The organism is Xanthomonas sp. 3498 (genome assembly GCF_014199795.1).
In the GTDB taxonomy this organism is placed as follows: domain Bacteria; phylum Pseudomonadota; class Gammaproteobacteria; order Xanthomonadales; family Xanthomonadaceae; genus Xanthomonas_A; species Xanthomonas_A rydalmerensis.
Genome location: NZ_JACHOH010000005.1, coordinates 81,631 through 100,327, shown reverse-complemented (window position 1 = coordinate 100,327; position 18,697 = coordinate 81,631). Strand labels below are relative to the sequence as shown.

At 67.9% G+C, this 18,697-nt stretch carries 20 protein-coding genes; 11 read left to right on the top strand and 9 right to left on the bottom strand.

What is annotated here, in order from left to right; translation table 11 throughout:
• The first annotated feature begins 12 nt into the window (after nt 1–12).
• The 8 genes from GGR66_RS15145 (at nt 13) to GGR66_RS15110 (ending at nt 6,373) form a co-directional block, all read left to right on the top strand.
• A complete protein-coding gene (locus GGR66_RS15145; RefSeq protein ID WP_184448830.1) occupies nt 13–858 on the top strand; it encodes a type II CAAX endopeptidase family protein in 846 nt (281 codons plus the stop codon).
• A 68-nt stretch (nt 859–926) separates the two neighbouring features.
• Nucleotides 927–1,733: a M48 family metallopeptidase gene (locus tag GGR66_RS15140; protein WP_160967171.1), complete on the top strand. Its 807-nt coding sequence runs from the start codon at nt 927–929 to the stop codon at nt 1,731–1,733.
• A gap of 147 nt (nt 1,734–1,880) precedes the next feature.
• A complete protein-coding gene (locus GGR66_RS15135; RefSeq protein WP_184448829.1) occupies nt 1,881–3,074 on the top strand; it encodes a tetratricopeptide repeat protein in 1,194 nt (397 codons plus the stop codon).
• A 265-nt stretch (nt 3,075–3,339) separates the two neighbouring features.
• Nucleotides 3,340–3,900, top strand: a complete 561-nt coding sequence (locus GGR66_RS15130) for an energy transducer TonB (protein ID WP_184449011.1) — start codon at nt 3,340–3,342, stop codon at nt 3,898–3,900.
• A 96-nt stretch (nt 3,901–3,996) separates the two neighbouring features.
• Nucleotides 3,997–4,761: a TonB-system energizer ExbB gene (exbB, locus tag GGR66_RS15125; RefSeq protein ID WP_160967176.1), complete on the top strand. Its 765-nt coding sequence runs from the start codon at nt 3,997–3,999 to the stop codon at nt 4,759–4,761.
• Between the two features lie 40 nt (nt 4,762–4,801).
• Entirely contained in the window at nt 4,802–5,227 is a 426-nt protein-coding gene (locus tag GGR66_RS15120) for a biopolymer transporter ExbD (protein WP_010340666.1), read from the top strand.
• 3 nt (nt 5,228–5,230) lie between these two features.
• Nucleotides 5,231–5,644 carry a biopolymer transporter ExbD gene (locus GGR66_RS15115; RefSeq protein ID WP_026143210.1) on the top strand — a complete coding sequence of 138 codons (414 nt, stop codon included), beginning with the start codon at nt 5,231–5,233 and terminating at the stop codon, nt 5,642–5,644.
• A gap of 315 nt (nt 5,645–5,959) precedes the next feature.
• Nucleotides 5,960–6,373 (top strand): biopolymer transporter ExbD, encoded by a 414-nt coding sequence (locus GGR66_RS15110; RefSeq protein WP_160967177.1) that lies wholly within the window; start codon nt 5,960–5,962, stop codon nt 6,371–6,373.
• Between the two features lie 170 nt (nt 6,374–6,543).
• On the opposite strand, the gene GGR66_RS15105 is transcribed toward GGR66_RS15110, so the two are convergent.
• From GGR66_RS15105 to cls, 3 genes are all read right to left on the bottom strand, one after another.
• Nucleotides 6,544–7,296 carry a pyridoxine 5'-phosphate synthase gene (locus GGR66_RS15105; RefSeq protein ID WP_184448828.1) on the bottom strand — a complete coding sequence of 251 codons (753 nt, stop codon included), beginning with the start codon at nt 7,294–7,296 and terminating at the stop codon, nt 6,544–6,546.
• A 14-nt stretch (nt 7,297–7,310) separates the two neighbouring features.
• Nucleotides 7,311–7,577 carry a hypothetical protein gene (locus GGR66_RS15100; protein WP_010340662.1) on the bottom strand — a complete coding sequence of 89 codons (267 nt, stop codon included), beginning with the start codon at nt 7,575–7,577 and terminating at the stop codon, nt 7,311–7,313.
• A gap of 113 nt (nt 7,578–7,690) precedes the next feature.
• Nucleotides 7,691–9,163, bottom strand: a complete 1,473-nt coding sequence (cls, locus tag GGR66_RS15095) for a cardiolipin synthase (RefSeq protein ID WP_184448827.1) — start codon at nt 9,161–9,163, stop codon at nt 7,691–7,693.
• 392 nt (nt 9,164–9,555) lie between these two features.
• Between cls and GGR66_RS15090 the strand changes: the two genes are divergently transcribed.
• Entirely contained in the window at nt 9,556–10,641 is a 1,086-nt protein-coding gene (locus tag GGR66_RS15090) for a PA0069 family radical SAM protein (protein ID WP_184448826.1), read from the top strand.
• Between the two features lie 120 nt (nt 10,642–10,761).
• Here the strand turns inward: GGR66_RS15090 and GGR66_RS15085 are convergent, their stop codons facing one another.
• The 6 genes from GGR66_RS15085 to GGR66_RS15060 form a co-directional block, all read right to left on the bottom strand.
• On the bottom strand, nt 10,762–11,469 hold the full coding sequence (locus GGR66_RS15085; protein ID WP_160967185.1) for a 2OG-Fe(II) oxygenase: 708 nt from the start codon (nt 11,467–11,469) through the stop codon (nt 10,762–10,764).
• A gap of 163 nt (nt 11,470–11,632) precedes the next feature.
• Nucleotides 11,633–12,037, bottom strand: coding sequence for a hypothetical protein (locus GGR66_RS15080; RefSeq protein WP_184448825.1), 405 nt, complete (start codon nt 12,035–12,037; stop codon nt 11,633–11,635).
• Between the two features lie 40 nt (nt 12,038–12,077).
• Nucleotides 12,078–12,350, bottom strand: coding sequence for a hypothetical protein (locus GGR66_RS15075; protein WP_184448824.1), 273 nt, complete (start codon nt 12,348–12,350; stop codon nt 12,078–12,080).
• Between the two features lie 217 nt (nt 12,351–12,567).
• On the bottom strand, nt 12,568–12,897 hold the full coding sequence (locus GGR66_RS15070; protein ID WP_184448823.1) for a hypothetical protein: 330 nt from the start codon (nt 12,895–12,897) through the stop codon (nt 12,568–12,570).
• A gap of 292 nt (nt 12,898–13,189) precedes the next feature.
• Entirely contained in the window at nt 13,190–14,206 is a 1,017-nt protein-coding gene (locus GGR66_RS15065) for a class 1 fructose-bisphosphatase (RefSeq protein WP_184448822.1), read from the bottom strand.
• A gap of 248 nt (nt 14,207–14,454) precedes the next feature.
• Entirely contained in the window at nt 14,455–15,657 is a 1,203-nt protein-coding gene (locus GGR66_RS15060) for an amino acid aminotransferase (RefSeq protein ID WP_160967194.1), read from the bottom strand.
• Nucleotides 15,658–15,787: 130 nt separating this feature from the next.
• Here GGR66_RS15060 and GGR66_RS15055 point away from each other — a divergent pair, with 130 nt between their 5' ends.
• Together GGR66_RS15055 and GGR66_RS15050 are read left to right on the top strand one after the other, a co-directional pair.
• Nucleotides 15,788–17,914, top strand: coding sequence for a TonB-dependent receptor (locus GGR66_RS15055; RefSeq protein ID WP_184448821.1), 2,127 nt, complete (start codon nt 15,788–15,790; stop codon nt 17,912–17,914).
• A gap of 54 nt (nt 17,915–17,968) precedes the next feature.
• Nucleotides 17,969–18,619, top strand: coding sequence for a hypothetical protein (locus GGR66_RS15050; protein ID WP_221236468.1), 651 nt, complete (start codon nt 17,969–17,971; stop codon nt 18,617–18,619).
• The last annotated feature ends 78 nt before the right edge of the window (nt 18,620–18,697 follow it).

The window sequence follows — 18,697 nt, the reverse complement described above, 5'->3', positions numbered from 1 at the left end:
CCCTGGATCGCGATGACCGCACCGCCGTTGCCCGTCCCCCCGCTGCCGTTGCCTTCCACGCCGCCGGCCCGCCCGCGCCGGCCGATCCTCGGTTTCTTCCTCGACGTGCTGCTGGCGGCGGTGGTGCTGCTGGCGGTGAGCGTGCTGTGCGGCCTGGTGTGGGGCGTGATCCGCGGCGCCCAGCTGGCCATGGAGTTGAAGGCGCAGGGCATCCCTGCCGATCGCCTGGCTGCGCTGGTCGCGCAGCAGGTCGGCCAGCCGGGCGCGCTGGCGCAGCTGTTGATCGCCCTGGTCAGCACCCTGTCCGCGGCGCTGCTGCTGTACTTCCTGCGGCGGCCGGCCAACGCCGCCGAGCGTCGCGCCTCGTGGCAGGCCGCGCGCCTCCCGTCGACCTGGGGCTGGGTGCTGCTGGTTGCGGCCGGGGTGTTCTTCGGCAGCGCGGTGATCTCCGCGCTGGCCGCGCAGATCGGCATCAAGCCGGTGCCGACCAACCTGCCGCTGATGCAGGAGGCGATGGCGCAGATGCCGTTGTTCCTGATCGTGTTCGCGGTGGTGATCGCTCCAGCCTACGAAGAACTGCTGTTCCGTCGCGTGCTGTTCGGGCGGCTGTGGGATGCCGGCCGGCCGCGGCTGGGCATGCTGCTCAGCGGCGCCGCCTTCGCCCTGGTGCACGAGGTGCCGGGGACCACCGGCAACAGCCTGGCCGCAACCGCACAGCTGTGGCTGATCTATGGCGGCATGGGCGCGGCGTTCGCCTGGCTGTACAAGCGCACCGGCACCTTGTGGGCGCCGATCGCCGCGCACGGGCTCAACAACGCCCTGGCGGTCGCCGGCCTCTATTGGTTTGGCGCAACCTGAAGGTTTGTTTGACGAAATGTTAAGACACGGGCCCCCACACTGCGACGCGTGTTAGGAGGGGGGACCGTATGAAGCAAGTGGTACTTGGCGCGTCGCTTGCGATGCTGCTGGCAGCGTGTGCGACGACGACATCGCCAACCGGGCGGACCCAGGTCGTGGGCGGCATCTCGCAACAACAACTCGACCAGATGGGCGCGCAGGCGTTCGCCGAAGCCAAGGCCAAGGAACAGCTGGACACCGATCCCAAGCGCAACGCCTACGTGCGCTGCGTGGTCAACACGCTGGTCGCGCAGTTGCCCGCCGAATGGCGTGGCACCGGCTGGGAAACCGCGCTGTTCAACGACAAGGAACCCAACGCGTTCGCCCTGCCCGGCGGCAAGGTCGGGGTCAACAGCGGCATCTTCAGCGTGGCCAAGAACCAGGACCAGCTCGCCGCCGTGCTCGGCCACGAGATCGGCCACGTCATCTCGCGCCACCACGAAGAACGCATCACCCGCCAGCTCGGCGCGCAGGCGGGCCTGAGCGTGATCGGCGCGCTGGCCGGCGCGCGCTACGGCCAGGGCGCGGCCGACACCGTCGGCCAGGTCGGCGGCATGACGGCACAGACGCTGTTCCTGCTGCCGGGCTCGCGCCAGCAGGAAACCGAGGCGGACATCGTCGGCCAGCGCCTGATGGCGCAGGCCGGGTTCGATCCGGCGCAAGCGGTGGATCTGTGGAAGAACATGATGGCCGCCGGCGGCGATCGTCCGCCGCAATGGCTCTCCACCCACCCCGATCCCAGTGCACGCATCGGCGAGCTGCAGCGCGACGTCGCCGCGCTCGAGCCGGTGTATGCGCAGGCGCGCAGCGCCGGCAGGACGCCCAAGTGCGGCTGAGTCGGTCGTCGTCACCGCGCCTGTCACGGAAAACGCATCTAAAAACGTTTTCACGGCGTACAGGTTTCTGATAGGTTTGCTGGCTCGGCCGAGGAATGGCCGCTCCGTCTTCCGTGCCGCTCCGGGCGGTTTCCACCGAGGTGACCCATGAAATTCCGCATCCGCAAGCAAGCGTTGTTGTCCCTGGTGATCGCAGGTGCCCTCGGTGGCGCGGTGGTGACCGATGCCGCAGCGCAGAGCGATCGCTCCGACCACCGCTCCTCGCGCAACGCGAAGACCGAGAAGGCGACGGTGCTGTTCCCCAACGCCGAGCGCAAGGAGCCCAACGGCAAGCCGTCGTCCAAGCTCGGCAGCAAGCTGCAGAAGCTGATCGACACCTACAACAAGGGCGAGGACTACGCATCGGTGCGCACCCAGGCCGATGAGATCCTGGCCAACAGCGGCGCCAACGAGTACGACAAGTCGCTGGCCGCGCAGCTGGCCGCGCAGGCCGCCTACAACCTCGACGACAGCAAGGCCGCGCAGGCGTACCTGAAGCAGGCGATCCAGTTCAACGGCCTGGACAACAACGGCCACTTCCAGTCGATGCTGATGCTGGCGCAGTTGCAGCTGCAGGACGACCAGACCGCCGAAGGCCTGGCCTCGCTGGACAAGTTCCTCGCCGAGTCCAAGTCGACCCGCCCGGAAGACCTGATCCTCAAGGGCCAGGCCCTGTACCAGGCGCAGCGCTACCAGGAAGCGATCCCCGTGCTGAAGCAGGCGATCGCCGCCTCGCCGGAGCCGAAGGACAGCTGGAACCAGCTGCTGATGGCGTCCTACGCCGAAGCCGGCCAGACCGGTGAGGCGGTCAAGGCCGCCGAGGCGCTGGCCGCCAAGTCGCCCAACGACAAGAAGACCCAGCTCAACCTGGCCAGCATGTACATGCAGGCCGACCAGATGGACAAGGCCGCAGCGGTGATGGACAAGCTGCGTGCCGCCGGTCAGCTGACCGACGAGAAGGAATACAAGCAGCTGTACTCGATCTACGCCAACACCGAGGGCCACGAAAAGGACGTCATCGGGGTCATCAACGAAGGCATGCAGAAGGGCATTCTGAAGCCGGACTACCAGACCTACCTCGCCCTGGCGCAGTCGTACTACTACACCGACCAGCTGCCGCAGGCGATCGAGAACTGGCAGAAGGCCGCGCCGCTGTCCAAGGACGGCGAAACCTATCTGAACCTGGCCAAGGTGCTGCATTCGGAAGGCCGCATTGCCGAAGCCAAGCAGGCCGCGCAGCAGGCACTGGCCAAGGGCGTCAAAAAGCCGGAAGACGCCAAGAAGATCATCAACCTGAAGTAGCACGCAAAAAAAGCCCCCGACGACCAGTGCTGAAAGTAGTGCAGGTAACAGGGATTGGTATAAGCTTGGAGGTTCCTGCGGTGTCATCCCCGCGTGAACTTGGGTTCCGCTCCACAGCGAAATCCGCCCCCCTTAATCGAGTCATTGGCGCATGACGGAACAACTGGTCATCCATCGGCATTACGACAAAGATGACGCCTCCGGCCTCAGCTGGCCGCGCATCATCGGTATTGCCTTCGTAATCGCGCTGCACCTTGCAGCGCTGATGTTGCTGCTGATTCCAGCCGTTGCGCCCAAGGCAGTGGCGGAGAAGGAACGCAACATCATGGTCACCCTGGTGGACGCACCGCCGCCGCCTCCCCCGCCGCCGCCGCCGCCGCCGAAGCCGCCGGAAACGCCGCCGCCGCCGGTGAAGAACCTGGCGCCGCCGAAGCCGACCCCGCTGCCGCCGCCGCCGGAAGCCCCGGTGATCGACGTGCCGGAACCGCGTCCGAACGACGTGGCCACCCCGCCGTCGCCGCCCGCGCCGCCGTCGCAGCCGACCGACATCGGCGCCAGCGTCGATATCTCGTCGAAGAACATGAATCCGCCGAAGTATCCGCCGGCCGCATTCCGCTCGGGTGCGCAGGGCGAGGTGATCCTGATCATCGATGTCGATGCGAATGGTAACGTGACGAACGTTGCCGTCGAAAAATCCAGCCGCAACCGCGACCTGGACCGCGCCGCCATGGAAGCAGCGCGCAAGTGGCGGTTCAACGCCGCTACGGCCAATGGACAGAAGACCGCCGGCCGCGTCCGCGTCCCGGTCAACTTCGCGCTGAACTGATACAAAGGCACGTGGGCCTGCGCACCGCAGGTCCACCCGCCCTGTCTACTCTTTGCACCACCCTCATCACCACCACACACAACAAAGGTACGCGTCATGCTGCAGGAAATTTTCATTGCCGCCGCTGCGGGGGGCAACAACGCGTCGAACGCCCTGTCGCAGATGGGCTTCGAGCACCTCATCACCGAAATGACCTCCAAGCCGGGTGACTTCGCCGTCTCCTGGGTGGTGCTCATCACCCTCATCATCATGTCGGCCTCGTCCTGGTACTGGACGATCATCAACATCTTCCGCGCCACCCGCCTGAAGAGCCAGGCCGACCGCGTCACCAGCCTGTTCTGGGACACCCCGAACGCGCAGGACGCCATCCGTGCGATGGAAGAGCAGCCGGCTTCCGAGCCGTTCTCCAAGATCGCCCTGGACGCTGCGCAGGCCGCCGCGCACCACCAGCGCGCCGAAGCCGGTGCCGGCAATGGCCTGGGCGAGACCCTGAGCCGTTCGGAGTTCGTCGACCGCGCCCTGCGCCAGGCCGTGACCCGCGAAAGCACCAAGCTGCAGTCGGGCATGACCCTGCTGGCGACCGTCGGTGCGACCGCGCCGTTCGTCGGTCTGCTGGGTACCGTGTGGGGCATCTACGGCGCGCTGATCAAGATCGGTGCCACCGGCTCCGCCTCGATCGACGCCGTGGCCGGCCCGGTCGGTGAAGCGCTGATCATGACCGCGATCGGTCTGTTCGTCGCGATCCCGGCCGTGTTCGCTTTCAACTTCTTCAGCAAGGTCAACAGCTCGGTGATCGCCAAGTTCGACACCTTCGCTCACGACCTGCACGACTTCTTCGCCACCGGCTCGCGCGTTCGCTGATCCCGGCTAAGTCGTCCACGCAACGTTAACGGAGCCCGTTATGGCTTTCAGTAGTGGTAACAGCGGCGGCCCCATGGCCGACATCAACGTCACGCCCCTCGTGGACGTGATGCTGGTGCTGCTGATCATCTTCATCATCACGGCACCGCTGATGTCCCACAAGGTCAAGGTGGAACTGCCCCAAGCCAACTTGAAGCAGGATCCGGACAAGGACGACAAGCGTTCGAATCCGATCACGCTGGCGGTCAAGGAAGACGGGTCGCTGTACTGGAACGATGAGCCGATCTCCAAGGAAGCCCTGGAGTCGCGCTTCTCGACCGCCGCACAGCAGACCCCGCAGCCGCCGCTCAACCTGCGTGGCGACCGCACCACCAAGATGCGCACGATCAACGAGATCACCAAGATCGCGCAGAGTCAGGGCATGCTGGACGTCGGTTTCGTTGCGACCAAAGAGAAGGGGAACTGAGCCATGGCGTTCAGCTCAGGAGGCGGCCGTGGTCCCATGGCCGACATCAACGTCACGCCGCTGGTCGACGTGATGCTGGTGCTGTTGATCATCTTCATCGTGACCGCGCCGATCATGACCTACCCGATCGACGTGGATCTGCCGCAGCGGGTCATCAACCCGCCGCCGCAGTTGCGCGATCCGCCACCGCCGATCGATCTGCGGATCGATGCGTCGAACCAGGTGTTCTGGAACAACAGCCCGGTGGCAGTGACTGCGCTCCCGCAGATGATGGAAAACGAAGTCCAGCGCGATCCGACCAACCAGCCGGAACTGCGCATCGATGCCAATCCGGATTCCGAGTACGAAGTGATGGCCAAGGTGCTGGCCGCCGCCAAGAATTCGGACATGAAGAAGATCGGCTTCGTGCAGCAATAAGCTTCACCGCAATTCGCTTCACCGCAATACCTCAGTCATGACGCGACTGCAAACGCCACCGGCAACGGTGGCGTTTTTTTATGCGCGTAGATTGCCCGCTGTCTGCCCATTCGACGCTGTCGCCGTGTGGTCCAGCGCGATGCGCCGTCCGCCTCGCTGTACACATCGCGCGGCTGACGGCATCTGCGCCCGAGCGACCGGATTGGTTCGCCATCCGCAGCGAGGCCACGCCACGCCGCTGTCGCCCTCCCTCGCACACCGCCGCGTCGCGGGTGTAGGCTGGGTCCGCGACACCACACCCACAGGAGGCTGGCCATGGCGTTCAGTGCTGCAGGGAATCGGGGACCGCTGGCGGAGATCAATGTCACCCCGCTGGTCGATGTGATGCTGGTGCTGTTGATCATCTTCATCGTCACCGCGCCGATGCTGACGCGCACGATCACCATGGACCTGCCGCAACGAACGTCGGCGCCGTCCACGCCTTTGCCGCCGCCCGACCCGATCCAGTTGCGTCTGGATGCCAGCGGCCAGCTGTTCTGGAACGCCGCGCCGCTGCCCTTGCGCGATCTGCAGCCGCGCCTGCAGGAGGCGATGGCGCAGGCGGCCGGCAACCCGCCCGAGCTGCGCATCGACGCCAGCCCGGATGCGGAGTACGCGGCGATGGCCAAGGTGCTTGCGGCGGCGAAGAACGCCGACGTGCAACGGATCGGTTTCGTCCAGGCGCACTAGTCGGCGCGGCTGTAGCGCGCGTCAGCAGCGATACTGGCGCGCGTGAGGTTCCGTGCTTGTCGGACTCCAGCCCGGTGGCGTGCCGAGCCTCGTTTCACGCGCATCGCGGACGTTGTGTGGCCGTCGCCGCATGCGGCTGCGATCAGAGCAGCGCAGCTAGGGTCTAGCGGCTACCGGTTCGCGTCCAGAACCGCCAGATAGGCCTTCACCGTCGCATCGAGCCCGGCGTACAGCGCCTCGCCGATCAGCGCGTGGCCGATCGACACTTCCAGCACCTGCGGCACGTGCGCCAGGAACGCGCCGAGGTTGGCCTGGGCCAGGTCGTGGCCGGCGTTGACGCCCAGCCCGGCGGCCTGGGCGCGGCGTGCGGCGGACGCGAAGGGCGCCGCCGCGGCGCTGTCGCCCTCGTCCCACGCGGCGGCATAAGGGCCGGTGTAGAGCTCGATGCGGTCGGCGCCCAGTTCGGCCGCCACCGCCAGGTCGGGATTGTCGGCATCGACGAAGAGACTGACGCGGCAGCCCAGCGCCTTCAGTTCGGCGATCAGCGGACGCAGGCGGTCGCTGTCGCGACCGAAATCGAAGCCGTGGTCGGAGGTGAGCTGGCCGTCGCCGTCGGGCACCAGGGTCGCCTGCGCCGGACGCGTCTGCGCGCACAGGGCGATCAGCCCCGGATAGCCGGGCCGCGGCGGGGCGAACGGATTGCCCTCGATGTTGAATTCGACGCCGCGCTCGCGGGTCAGCGCGGCCAGCGCCAGCACATCCTCGGCATGGATGTGGCGCCGATCCGGGCGCGGGTGCACGGTGATGCCGTGCGCACCGGCATCCAGGCACGTACGCGCCGCCTCGAGCACGCTGGGCAGGTCGCCGCCGCGCGAATTGCGCAACACCGCGATCTTGTTGACGTTGACGCTGAGCTTGGTCATCGCCGGCGTGCCGCTTACGGCGCCGCGGCGTCGTCGCTGGCGGCGGCCGCGGCGCGGCGCGCCTCGGCCTGCTCGCGCAGCCGGCGTAGTTCGGCCGGATCGATCATCGGCATCGCGTCGCGCTGGCTGGCGTCGCCGATCTTGGCCACGTACCAGCCGCGTGCCCAGGCCAGCAGGAAGGCCAGGGCGGCCAGCAGGCTCACCACCAGCAACCACATGTGCGGCGTCGTGAACGCCAGAACGAAAGCACCCAGCGCGAGCGGCAGAAAGAGCCAGTACATGACGATCTCCCCAAGGATGGCGCAGTGTAGCGCCGCCGGGCGTGCCGGTTCCACGTGGTGCGCGGCCGGCGCGCCACGGTCGTCCGGGCGCGGGGGCACCACGATGGTCGCGGCTACAACAGCGGCGAGGTCAGTCGCGCCACCGCCTCCGGCAGCCGGTAGCGCCACAGCGAGCGCTTGCGGTCGTCGCGCACGCGCACCGCGTCGGCCATCTCGCCTTCCAGCAGTTCGGCCAGCTGCCGGGTCAGCCCGCGGTCGCGGAACAGCGTGGCGACCTCGAAGTTGAGCCGGAAACTGCGGTTGTCGAAGTTGGCGCTGCCGACCAGGCACAGGTCCTCGTCGGTGATCAGCGCCTTGGTGTGCAGCATGCGCGGGCCGTACTCGTAGATCTGCACGCCGGCCTGCAGCAGTTCGTCGAAGTACGAACGCGCGGCCAGCGTCACCAGTCGCGAGTCGCTGCGCTTGGGCACCAGCAGGCGCACGTCCAGCCCGCCCAGCGCCGCCGAGGTCAGCGCCATGCGCGCGGCCTCGCCCGGCACGAAGTACGGCGTGACCAGCCACACCCGCCGTTGCGCCTCGTAGATCGATGCGACCTGCAGGCGATGGATGCTCTCCCACGACGAGTCCGGCCCCGACACCAGCACCTGCGCCTGGATGGTGCCAGCGTCGCGGCTGGGCATGTCGTTGGGCCAGATCCGCGCCATGTCGAAGGCGTCGCGGCCCTGCCGGGTGGCGTACAGCCAGTCCTCCACGAACACCAGTTGCAGGCTGCGCACCACGTGGCCCTCGCAGCGGACGTGCAGGTCGCGGTAGGCGTCTGCGCGCAACGCCTCGTTCTCCTCGTCGGTGACGTTGATGCCGCCGGTGAAGGCGATGCGCCCGTCGATCACCACGATCTTGCGGTGGGTGCGCAGGTTGACCCAGGGCCGCTTGAACTTGAACGGCCGCAGCAACTGGGTGGGATGGAACCAGGCCACCTCGGCGCCGGCCTCCAGCAGCGGCCGCAGGAAGCGCTTGCGCACCTGCGAGGAGCCGACCGCATCCAGCAGCAGGCGCACCCGCACGCCGGCGCGGGCGCGCTCGACCAGCGCATCGCGGATGCGCGTGCCGGTGCGGTCGGGGTTGAAGATGTAGTACTCCAGGTGCACGTGGTGCTGCGCCGTGCCGATGTCGCGCACGATCGCCTCGTAGGTGGCCGCGCCGTCGACCAGCCATTGCACCGCGGTGGCCGAGCTCGGCGCCAGGCCGGTGGTGGCCTGGGCGATCTTGGCCAGCTCGGTGCAGTCGGCGTCCGGCGGACACACGCTGCTGTAGTGCTCCATGCCCGAACGCGAGCGGCCGCGGCGCAGGCGCTGCCGCTTCACCTTCTGCGGGCCCAGCAGGTAGTAGATGACGAAGCCCAGGTAGGGCAAGGCGGCCAGCGACAGCACCCAGCTCAGCGTCGCCGCCGGCTCGCGTTTCTGCAGCACGATCCAGCCGCTCAGCCACAGGATGTACAGCAGGTAGGCGGCGGTGAGGTAGGCGCCGATGTGCGGGATGCCGGTCAGCCGGTCCCAGGTGTTCTGCAGAGTCGCGATCACGAGCATCGGCGGATTCTAGAGGGTGCGGTGGCCGTTGCGGCGATGGCGATGCCGGTGCGGGTCTTCGGCGACCGACCAGATCGCGCGCGGTTGCTGTCGGGCTTGCTGGTGGCGACCCGTTCTGCGAACCGGCGCGGCACTTCATGGTGTATGCCACGTGTTCGCGGCAGCCGCGTGACGCCTGTCGTATCGCGTTCGCGAGCGACGGGTTCCGCTCCGGCGAACGGCGACATCGTCGCGACCGGTCGGCATGGAGCGTCGATCGGCTGCGTTGCCGTCGCGCTCGATGCCTGCACGAGCCGCGCATGTGGCCATACGGCAGGCATCGGTCTGAAAGATTCAGCGCACCGGCGCGCGCCGTCGCATCCGCCGAGACGGCCGGCGCGTAGCCTATGCCGATGAGCACTGCCATCAAGGGCCGCGGCGCCGGCAGCCACCTGCCTGGCCGCTTCGAACGGACCGTCAGCCAGGCCGAGGACGACGGCTGGCACCCCGACGACAGCGAGGAGTTCGCCGAACCGCGCCTGCGCACCCAGGTGAGCGAGGAGACCGCGCGCAGCATCATCAGCCGCAACCAGTCGCCGGACGTGGGGTTCGCGCAGTCGGTGAACCCGTACCGCGGTTGCGAGCACGGCTGCAGCTACTGCTTCGCCCGCCCCAGCCACGCCTATCTGAACCTGTCGCCGGGGCTGGATTTCGAGACGCGGCTGTTCGCCAAGACCAATGCCCCGGAGCTGCTGCGCCGCGAACTGGCCAAGCCCGGCTACGTGCCCAGCCCGATCGCACTGGGCATCAACACCGACGCCTACCAGCCGATCGAGCGCAAGCTGCAGCTGACTCGGCGCCTGATCGAGGTCTTCGCCGAGACCCGCCACCCGTTCTCGCTGATCACCAAGAACGCGCTGGTCGAGCGCGACCTGGATCTGCTGGCGCCGCTGGCCCGCGATAACCTGGTCAGCGTGCACTTCTCGGTGACGTCGCTGGATCCGCGGCTGTCGGCCAAGCTCGAGCCGCGCGCCTCGGCGCCGCACGCACGGCTGCGGGCGATGCGGGCCCTGCACGAGGCCGGGGTGCAGGTCGGGGTGATGGTGGCGCCGGTGATCCCGTGGATCAACGACCATGCCCTGGAGGCGGTGCTGGAGGCGGCCCGCGACGCCGGCGCCGAGTCCGCCGGCTACGTGCTGCTGCGCCTGCCGCACGAGGTGGCGCCGCTGTTCCGCGACTGGCTGCAGGCGCACCATCCCGACCGCGCCGCGCATGTGATGAGCACGGTGCAGCAACTGCGCGGCGGCAAGGACTACGACAGCACCTTCGGCAAGCGCATGCGCGGCGGAGGGGTCTATGCCGACCTGCTGGCGCGGCGCTTCGCGCTGGCGCACAAACGGCTGGGCTATGCCGAATCCCCGCGCCGCCGCCTGGATTGCAGCCACTTCGTCAAACCTCTGCCACCACGATCGCCATCGCCGCAGGGCGAGTTGTTTTGAGCGGGGATTGGGGATTCGGGATTGGGGATTCGTAAAAGCTGCTTTCTTGGCAGCTGGATTGCAGTGGCTGCGTCAGGCCGCCGCGCCACGCCGCTCTTGCGAATCCCCATTCCCGAATCCCTACTCCCGGCCGTAAAGCGCCTGCGCCGACTGGAACAGAATCCAGCTGGTGGCGATGAACTTGTCGCCGCGCTGCGGGCGGTTGCCGCGGTGGGTGTGGGTGAAGGCGGTGGGGGCGATCAGCAGGCTGCCCGCACGCGGGGCGATCTTGCGGCGCTGGAACAGGAATTCGGTCTCGCCCTCTTCGAAATCGTCGTTGAGGTACAGGGTCCACAGCAGGTGTCGGTGCAGGGTCTCGGCGCTCGGATCGCGCGGATACAGTTCGCAGTGCCAGTACGGATAGCCGCCCTCGCCCGCCTCGTACCACTGCAGGTTGATCGCGCCCGGGCGCAGGCAGGTACGGGCCAGGTTGGACAGCGCGGCATCGTCGAGCAGGGCGAAGTCGTCGGCACCGAGCCGGTGCGGCTGGCCGTCGGCGCCCGGCACCTGCAGCATCAGCGGCGAGATCAGGGTCTGCGGGTACTTGCGCAGATAGCCGAGCAGCCCGCCGAAGACGGCCTGCTGCAGCCGCTGTTCCACGTCGCGCCACGGTTCCAGGCCGCTGATGCGCAGGTCGCGGCTGCGCTTGAGCTCGGGGAACACGCCGCTGCCGACCTCGCCGGGCCGCAACTGGGTGCTGCCGCGCAGGCGGCGCAGGATGGCGGCGCAGTCCTCGCGGGACATGGCGCCCTCGAACACTTCGATGAAATCGGGATGCGTGTCGGACATCGCGCGACCTTACCAGCGATCTGCCGGCGCCGCAGCTATGGCGGACGCCCGTGCGCATGTTGCCAGCAGAGGACGGTTTGCCATGCCCGGCCGCGCCGAGGTCTGCCCCAGCAAACGTCGGCCCCCAGTGGCGCACCTCGCCCCGCGAACGCCACTGCCGGGTTCAGCCGACGTCGGCCGCCGCTCCCGCGAAGATCGTCAGGTGTGGGGCCAACTGGGTGAACAGCAAATAGTCCCAATGCATGTACAGGAATTCGGTGCCGTCCGGGAGCCGTCGAAGTCCGAAGCGTCTATCCGAACCGTCGACCAGACGACCCCAGCCAAGCAACTTTTCCGCCTGCAGGATCAGGTGTTCGGTGGTGATCGCGGCGACGCTGCAGACGCGACCGCCGCGCTCATCCAGAAAAGCCTGCACCGTGAGGTGCGGATAGCTCAGGCCAAGCTCAGGATGCCTGATCGCCGCCAGGCGCTTTTCGTATTCGGTCTCGGCACCGCTCGGCTTGCGGTAGCGGATGGAAAAGGTCCTGCGGTCCTGACCCCATTGGACTCGGCTTGCGATGCTGCGCATGCCGATGCAGAGAGGTCCGCTTGCCGGGTGTGGGGTTCCGCTAGGGTTCCTTCGACTGCGCAGGATTACCGCGGATCGCAATGCCCAGTAGCGCCAGCCACACCGTCAATGCCAGCAGAGTCGGCAGCTCGAAGCGGCTGGAGTTGTACAGGGTGAAGCTCCTGGCGGCGAAGAACAGCAGCGTCCACAGCGCCAGGTTGACCAGCACAATCCGCCGCCGCCAGCGATGGCGGGTGAACAGCGCGATGACGGTGGGCATCAGCGCGACCGGTGCGGTGGCGAAGAAGAACAGCACGACAAGGGTCTGATTCATGGTTTCCTCCCGCCCGGGACGACCGGGTGCACGGGCGACGACCGTCGGCGGCCATCGCCCTCGGCGCACGCGGCCGGACAGCCGCTACCCTACCGCAGTCAGGACGCCACGCACCGGCCGCTGCGCCGGCGGCGGTGACATGCTTCCGATACGACCTGCGGACCGCCTCGGGCACGGCTGGTCAGACGCGAACCGGCGTCCGCACCCAAGTCGCGGGTCAGTACGAAAGATCGACGTACTGAACCCGCTTGGCACCGAACGCACTGCAGCCTTCGCTGGTGGCGTAGTGCAGGACGACCGGAGTCCGCGTACTCGCCGCGGCGAGGATGGCTGAATACTTTTCCTTCGCGATCGAGTCCACCGAAAAATCGATGACCCATCGTCCATCCGAGTTCGCAAGACACTCGTTGTTGGTCGGTTGGTTTTCCAACCAGATCGATGCGTAATTGCCTTCGACCACGAACCGGATGATTTTCCCTTGTTGCGCGGTGTCGGCAAGCGCGTTTCCGCAGACAAGCAGCAACAGCATTCCGAGTACGACTTTCATTGCGTTTCCCCCTGAGTTGAAAACCGTTGCGTCCACCCATTACCGATGCGGCATCGGCGATGGGACATCCTGCGATGAAACACAGCCATCGGCACGCCCGCGTCGGCACCAGGCCAACGCGGGCGATACGAACAATAAAGATCCCCGCTTGCATCGCGGCGCCTGCAAAAACACCCCTGTGCAGACAACCGGTTACATACGTCGAGCCGCTTCGCCTGCGACTATACGACGTCGTCGATCGCAACCGCTATCGGCGGACTACCACCGGGCAGTCCGCTCGCATGGCGAAAGCTCACTGAGGACGTGCGTCGTGCTCCAGGTGATACCGCACCGCCTCGGCCACTTCGTTCTTGGAGCCCAGGAACACCGGCACGCGCTGGTGCAACTGCTCCGGCTGCAGGCCGAGGATGCGCGCGCGGCCGGTGCTGGCGGCGCCGCCGGCCTGCTCCACCAGCATGCCCATCGGGTTGGCTTCGTACATCAGCCGCAGCTTGCCGGCCTTGCCCGGATCCTTCTTGTCCCACGGATAGATGAAGATGCCGCCGCGGGTGAGGATGCGGTGCACGTCGGCAACCATGCTGGCGATCCAGCGCATGTTGAAGTTCTTGCCGCGCACGCCTTCGCTGCCGGCCAGCAGGTCGGCCACGTACTGCTGCATCGGCGCTTCCCAGTGGCGCTGGTTGGACATGTTGATCGCGAACTCGGCGGTGTCCTCGGGGATGCGCATGTCGGCCTGGGTCAGCAGGAAGCTGCCCTCCTCGCGTTCCAGGGTGAAGGCGTGGGTGCCGTGGCCCAGGGTCAGCACCAGCATCGTGCTGGGGCCGTAGATGCAGTAGCCGGCGGCGACCTGCGCGGTGCCCGGCTGCAGGAAGTGCTCGTCGCCGGGCTTGTCCGTGCCCGGCGGTGCGCGCAGCACCGAGAAGATGGTGCCGACCGAGACGTTGACGTCGATGTTGGAGCTGCCGTCCAGCGGATCGAACAGCAGCAGGAAATCGCCGCTGGGATACTTGTCGGGCACCGGTTGGCAGTGGTCCATCTCTTCCGAGGCGCACGCGGCCAGGTGCCCGCCCCAGGCGTTGGCTTCGAGCAGGATGTCGTTGCTGAGCACGTCCAGCTTCTTCTGCGCCTCGCCCTGCACGTTGCCGGTGCCGGCGTCGCCGAGCACGCCGCCGAGGGCGCCCTTGCTGACCGCGATGGAGATGCGCTTGCAGGCGCGGGACACGATCGTGATGAGCTGGCGCAGCTCCGGACCGATGCGGCCGGCGTGCTGTTCTTCGATCAGGAAGCGGGTCAGCGAGGTTCGCGACATGGGCGCAGGCAGCCTTTCGTTGAGGGAAGGCGCCTATTGTCGCGGCTGTTGCATGAGATTTCGATTAGCGCGCGAGCGATGGCATGCAATGGCGTCGCAACGCCATGGCCGATGGGAGATTGGCGTGTCAGGAGGACGGCATGCGTCGGGGGCTGAAGCCCCTCCCACAGCACGTGCGCAAGCGCAGGCACAAAAAAACCGGAAGCGCAGGCGCTTCCGGCTTCGTGTTGCGACGCTTCCGCGCGCGATCAGCCCTTGTGCACGGTCGCCACGGCCTGGGTCACGTAGTCCAGGTTCTTCTGGCTCAGCGCAGCCACGCAGATGCGGCCGGTGCCGACCGCGTAGATGCCGAACTCATCGCGCAGCCGGTCCACCTGCGCCTTGCTCAGGCCCGAGTACGAGAACATGCCGGCCTGCTGCTGGATGAAGCCGAACTCCGGCGCGCCCAGGGCCGCCAGCTTCTGCACCATGCCGGCGCGCAGGGCGTGGATGCGCTCGCGCATCTCGGTCAGCTCCTGCTCCCACATCGTGCGCAGTTCGGGGCTGTTGAGCACTCCGGCGACCAGCGCGGCGCCGTGCGTGGACGGGCTGGAGTAGATGGTGCGGATGATGCGCTTGACCTGCGACTGCACCGCCTTGCTCTCGGCGGCGTTGGCCGAGACCACCGACAGCGCGCCGACGCGCTCGCCGTACAGCGAGAACGACTTGGAGTAGGAACTGGCGACCACGTAGCTGTCGATGCCGACCTCGGCCAGCAGGCGCACCGCGTAGGCGTCGGCGTCGATGCCCTTGTCGAAGCCCTGGTAGGCGATGTCCACGAACGGGAACAGGTTGCGTTCCTTCAGCAGCTCGGCCACGGTGCGCCACTGCGCCTGGCTCAGGTCGGCGCCGGTGGGGTTGTGGCAGCAGGCGTGCAGCAGCACCACGCTGCCGGGCGCGAGCTGGCGCAGGTCGGCGAGCATGCCGTCGAAGTTCAGGCCGTGGCTGGCCGGATCGAAGTAGGTGTACTCGACCACGTCGAAGCCGGCGGCGCCGAACACCGCGCGGTGGTTCTCCCAGCTCGGGTTGCTGATGGCGATGGTCGAGGTGGACAGCAGCTTCTTCAGCAGGTCCGCGCCCACACGCAGCGCACCGCTGCCGCCGACGGTCTGCGAGGTGGCGACGCGGCCGGCGGCCAGCAGCGGCGACTCGGCGCCGAACAGCAGTTTCTGCGTGGCCAGGTCGTAGGCGGGCAGGCCGTCGATCGGCAGGTAGCCGCGCGGCTTGGCGTCCTGTGCCAGCTGCTGCTCGATCTGCTGCACGGCGCGCAGCAGCGGGATGCGGCCGTTTTCGTCGTAGTAGATGCCCACGCCCAGGTTGACCTTGGTCGGGCGGGAGTCGGCGTTGTAGGCCTCGGTCAGGCCCAGGATCGGGTCGCCTGGGACCTGTTCCACGTTTGCAAAGAAGGACACGGCGGTACTCGTTCGGTGGCGGAGGTGGGGGCCGGGGGGACCGGAGCCGGCGCGGTCAAACACCTCATCCTAACAAACGCTGCCGCGCTTGGCCGGGTGCGGCCCGGCGGCACATGGGCGATGATGGCGCATGTCCGTTCCCCTGCCCTCCGCCCTGCTCTGCGGGGCCTGCGCCTTGGCGTTGTCCTCCCTTGCCCACGCCGCGCCCGGCGAGGACCCCGCCACCACCCTGCCCGCGTTGCAGGTCCAGGCCGCCCGCGTCGGCGGCGTGGCCGATTTCGACCTGCCGGCGTCGCTGACCACCACCGGCCTGGGCGACAGCGACCGCCTCGGCGTGCAGGCCTCCGAGGCCCTGGCCGGGGTGCCCGGCCTGCTCGCCCGCGACCGCCAGAACTATGCGCAGGACACCCAGCTGTCGATCCGCGGCTTCGGCGCGCGTTCGGCGTTCGGCGTGCGCGGCGTGCGCCTGCTGCTGGACGGGATCCCGGCGACGATGCCGGATGGCCAGGGCCAGCTGTCCAACTTCAACCTGTTCGGCAGCGAGCGGGTCGAGGTGCTGCGCGGGCCGTTCTCGGCGCTGTACGGCAACTCCTCCGGCGGCGTGGTGCAGTTGTGGAGCGCCGACGGCCAGCCGGACGATCCATGGCGGCTGCGCAGCGCGATCGGCAGCCACGGCACCGCGGCCCTCAGCGCGCAGGCGCTGGGCCAGCAAGGCGAGGTCCACTACAACCTGGCCGCCACCCACTTCAGCACCGACGGCTACCGCGACCACAGCCGTGCGCAGCGCACCACCTTCAACGCCAAGATCGGCATCGACCTGGCGCCCGGGCGGCGCCTGGACCTGCTGCTCAACGCGCTGGAAGCGCCCGATGCGCAGGATCCGCTGGGCCTGAGCCGCGCCCAGGCCGCCGCCGACCCGCGCCAGGCCACCGCCGCGGCCGGCCAGTTCGACACCCGCAAGTCCACCCGCCAGGTGCAGGCCGGCGCCATCTTCACCCAGCAGGTGGATCAGCAGACCTGGCGGCTGATGGGCTACGCCGGACGCCGCGACGTCACCCAATACCTCTCGGTTCCGGTGGGCGCACAGAGCAATCCGCTCAACGCGGGTGGCGTGATCGACCTGGACGGCGACTACGGCGGCCTCGACGCGCGCTGGGCCTGGCAGGGCGCGCTGGGCGGCCGCCCGTTCCAGTTCACCGTCGGCGCCAACGCCGACCGCCAGCAACAGCACCGCACCGGCTACGAGAACTTTGTCGGCAGCACGCTCGGGGTGAAGGGCCGGCTGCGCCGCGACCAGGAGGACCGGGTGGAGAACGTAGACCAGTTCGCCCAGGCCTGGTGGCAGTTCGCCGAGCGCTGGTCGCTGCTGGCCGGCCTGCGCCACAGCCAGGTGCGATTCCGCTCGGACGATGCGTACATCGTCGGCCGCAATCCCGACGACAGCGGCCGCACCGACTACGCAGCGACCACGCCGGTGGCCGGGCTGGTGTTCCGCGTCAGCGACGACCTGCGGCTCTATGCCTCGGCCGGGCGCGGGTTCGAGACCCCGACCTTCAACGAGCTGGGCTACCGCCGCGATGGCGGTGCCGGCTTGGCGCTGGACCTGGCCGCGGCGCGCAGCCAGAACCTGGAACTGGGTGCGAAGTGGCGCAACGCCGCCGGCGCCAGCTGGGACGCGGCGCTGTTCCGCGCCAGCACCGACGACGAACTGGCGGTGGCCAGCAACCTCAATGGCCGCAGCACCTACCGCAACATCGGCCGCACCCGCCGCCAGGGCGCCGAGACCAGCCTGACCCTGCCGCTGGGCGACAGCGCGCAACTGCAGGTGGCCTACACCTGGCTGCAGGCGACGGTGCGCCAGGCCTACCTGACCTGCGCCAGCAGCGGCTGCGCCACGCCCACCGCGGTGGTGGCGGCCGGCACCCGCCTGCCCGGCGTGCCGCGCCAGCAATTGTTCGCGCGCTGGCAGTGGCAGCCGCGCGCCTGGCAGTTCGCGGTGGAGGGCGTTGCCGCCGGCGACACCGTGGTCAACGACCTGGCCAGCGAGTCCGCACCCGGCTACGCGCTGCTCAACCTGGAAGCGGCGCGGCGCTGGACCACCGCGCACGGCACCCTGCGCACCTTCGCGCGCATCGACAACGCGTTCGATCGCCGCTACATCGGCTCGGTCATCGTCAACGACGGCAACGGCCGCTACTACGAGCCGGGTCCGGATCGCAGCTATACGATCGGGCTGCAGTGGGATTTGCCGCACTAGCCGAGAGAAACTGCCACTCGATCACCTGTTGGAGGTGCCGCCTCCGGACGCCACATGTATACCCTGCATCCCAGCGCAGAACTTCGCCGGCACTTCAGCGAACGTCCGTTTCAAGGAGCAGCTCCATGGGACGCACGCTTTTTGTTCGTTGGGCTCGATGCGAACTATGCACCTGACATTGAGCGCAGCCCGATCTTCCCCGAACTGCTGCGCTATCACCAGGACGGCGTGGACTTCTGGCGCCAGCACCGTTTCCACCATCCGTTTCTCCTGCCCGGCTACCGCGGGGATGGCCGTCGCTACCACCGCAACTTCGCGCGACTGGGCTTCCTGCCGGGAGACGCCGCGGAGGTGTCGTTCGTCGAACTGCTGCATCTGCCAACGGTCGGACGCAACTCCCTGGTGGTGTCCGATCTGGATCCCAGCCACCTGCGCATGCTCGATATGGCGATGCGTCAGGGGCGAGCGCGGCACGTATTCGTCTCCGCTGGCGTTGCGAGACTGCTGCGTCGCCTGCCGTCGTTCGGCTGGCTACGTGCGCAGCCACTGATCGGCGATGGCCTACCACAGCTGTACGCCGATGACGGTCGATGCGTCCATCAGCATCTGCACCTGTCGAACTACGGCAAGTTCGAAGCCCGGATGCAGCGCGAGGCACACGCGGTAGCGGCGCTGCGGCAGGAGGCGCTTGGCAGCCTCGTGTGAATCCGTACGAGGTGCCGTGGTGTCTACACGTTGCGCCGCCACTGCAAGCCGTCTACCAAACGCACTGCACCTGTCTAC